This is a genomic window from Pontibacter rugosus, from assembly GCF_042678745.1.
Taxonomy (GTDB): domain Bacteria; phylum Bacteroidota; class Bacteroidia; order Cytophagales; family Hymenobacteraceae; genus Pontibacter; species Pontibacter rugosus.
The window spans coordinates 1-1545 of sequence record NZ_JBHTLD010000406.1; the positions used below are offsets into that span (position 1 = coordinate 1).

The window sequence follows — 1545 nt, forward strand, 5'->3', positions numbered from 1 at the left end:
TTAGTTATTTATAAAAAAGATAGCCGTTGCTCTACAGAGCAACGGCTATCTTTTTTAAGCAGCTGTACTTATTTTACCTGTAGCAGCTCTACATCAAATATAAGCGTTGCATTAGCTCCGATTACATCGCCAGCACCCTGCGATCCATAGGCCAGGTCAGAAGGGATGTACAGTCTCCACTTAGAGCCCTCATTCATTAACTGTAAGGCTTCCGTCCAGCCAGCAATTACGCCATTTACTGGGAATGTAGCCGGGTGGCCACGCTCATAAGAAGAGTCGAATGTTGTGCCGTCTATTAAAGTACCGTGGTAATGAGTCGTAACCGTATCATTAGCAGATGGAGACTTGCCGTTTCCTTCTTGCAGCACTTCATACTGCAGGCCGCTTGGCAAAGTCTTCACACCTTCTTTGTTTTTATTTTCAGCTAGAAAAGCTTCACCGGCAGCTTTGTTCTCAGAACCAGATGCACCCTGCTTCTGAGCCATTTCCTGCTGCAAAGCCATCATGGCTTCCTGCACCTCCTGCTGCGACAACGAAGAAGGAGTGCCTGCGCCTACCTCTTTGAAGCCTTTCATGAAAGACTCTGGTTCTACTTCCAGGCCTTGCTTTGCTAGGTTAGCTGCCATGTCGCGGCCAATGATGTAGCTGATCTTATCTTTTAAATCCATAGTGTGTATTTGTGCACCAAAGGGTGCGGTTATGTATATATAAATCTTATGTGATACTTACAAAGCTACCAATAATTGAGTTTAAGCCCAAGGTCTGTGCTTATTACGAATGCCTTACAGTTAACTGGTACAAGCTTTATACGACTTTGGTTTACGGTAGAATTTGTAGCAAAGTAAGTCTGTCAATAAAATTTTACTGATTATCAATCAAATATGTACAGCGTGTGCCGGTAAAAATTAAGATTAAGGCCAGAGAAGAAATGCTGCATAAACTGCGCGCAGGTATGAGCGTGAATGTTTCTGTTCTGACAAAGGAGGGTTAAACTTATGGCTGAAACCGGTGTAAAAAATGGCTTATCACAATCACGGTGATTACTGCTTCGCTTCTGGAGCTGATTGACACGACCATTGTGACAAAGCAGACATATTTGCTTACCTACACAGACGCCTATTGGGTGGCAGGTCTGATTATGTTGTGTTCTGTTCCGCTGTTATACTTACTGAAGTTTAAGAAAAACACCCATGTGCCTACTGATGTACATTAAAAAGTTAGACTTTATACCTATAACAGAAAGGGCCGCTCCAGTTAGAGCGGCCCTTTCTGTTATAGGTATAAGGCGAGGTCTTCTTCTGACAGGTCAATTCTAATTTCTCCTGGTGAAATCATACTCTGGATAAACAGCATTAGGGTTTTAGAAAATACAAATACTGGTGGTAACGTCTTCATGGTTCGTGAAAATATTTTATATCTGGTTCAAAAGCGATTTTATACTACAAAGGTTGCTGATAAGTATTATTCAGGTGTTTCCTTTAGTTTATACTTATGTAAAGCCTTGCATAAACTTGGGTAGGTGGTTTATTAGGCAGTATCAGGTAC

2 protein-coding genes are annotated in these 1545 nt (G+C 41.8%); one reads left to right on the plus strand and one right to left on the minus strand.

Features of this window, described 5'->3' with window-relative positions; all coding sequences use genetic code 11:
* Positions 1–68: 68 nt before the first annotated feature.
* Complete coding sequence (locus ACFQ2O_RS21560; RefSeq protein WP_377532957.1) at positions 69–668, minus strand: FKBP-type peptidyl-prolyl cis-trans isomerase; 600 nt, start codon at positions 666–668, stop codon at positions 69–71.
* 368 nt (positions 669–1036) lie between these two features.
* Here ACFQ2O_RS21560 and ACFQ2O_RS21565 point away from each other — a divergent pair, with 368 nt between their 5' ends.
* Positions 1037–1213, plus strand: coding sequence for a hypothetical protein (locus ACFQ2O_RS21565; protein ID WP_377532959.1), 177 nt, complete (start codon positions 1037–1039; stop codon positions 1211–1213).
* The last annotated feature ends 332 nt before the right edge of the window (positions 1214–1545 follow it).

What these genes read in the sequence shown, in the direction of transcription:
- ACFQ2O_RS21560 (WP_377532957.1), bottom strand. Translation starts at nt 668, where the DNA reads ATGGATTTAAAAGATAAGATCAGCTACATCATTGGCCGCGACATGGCA.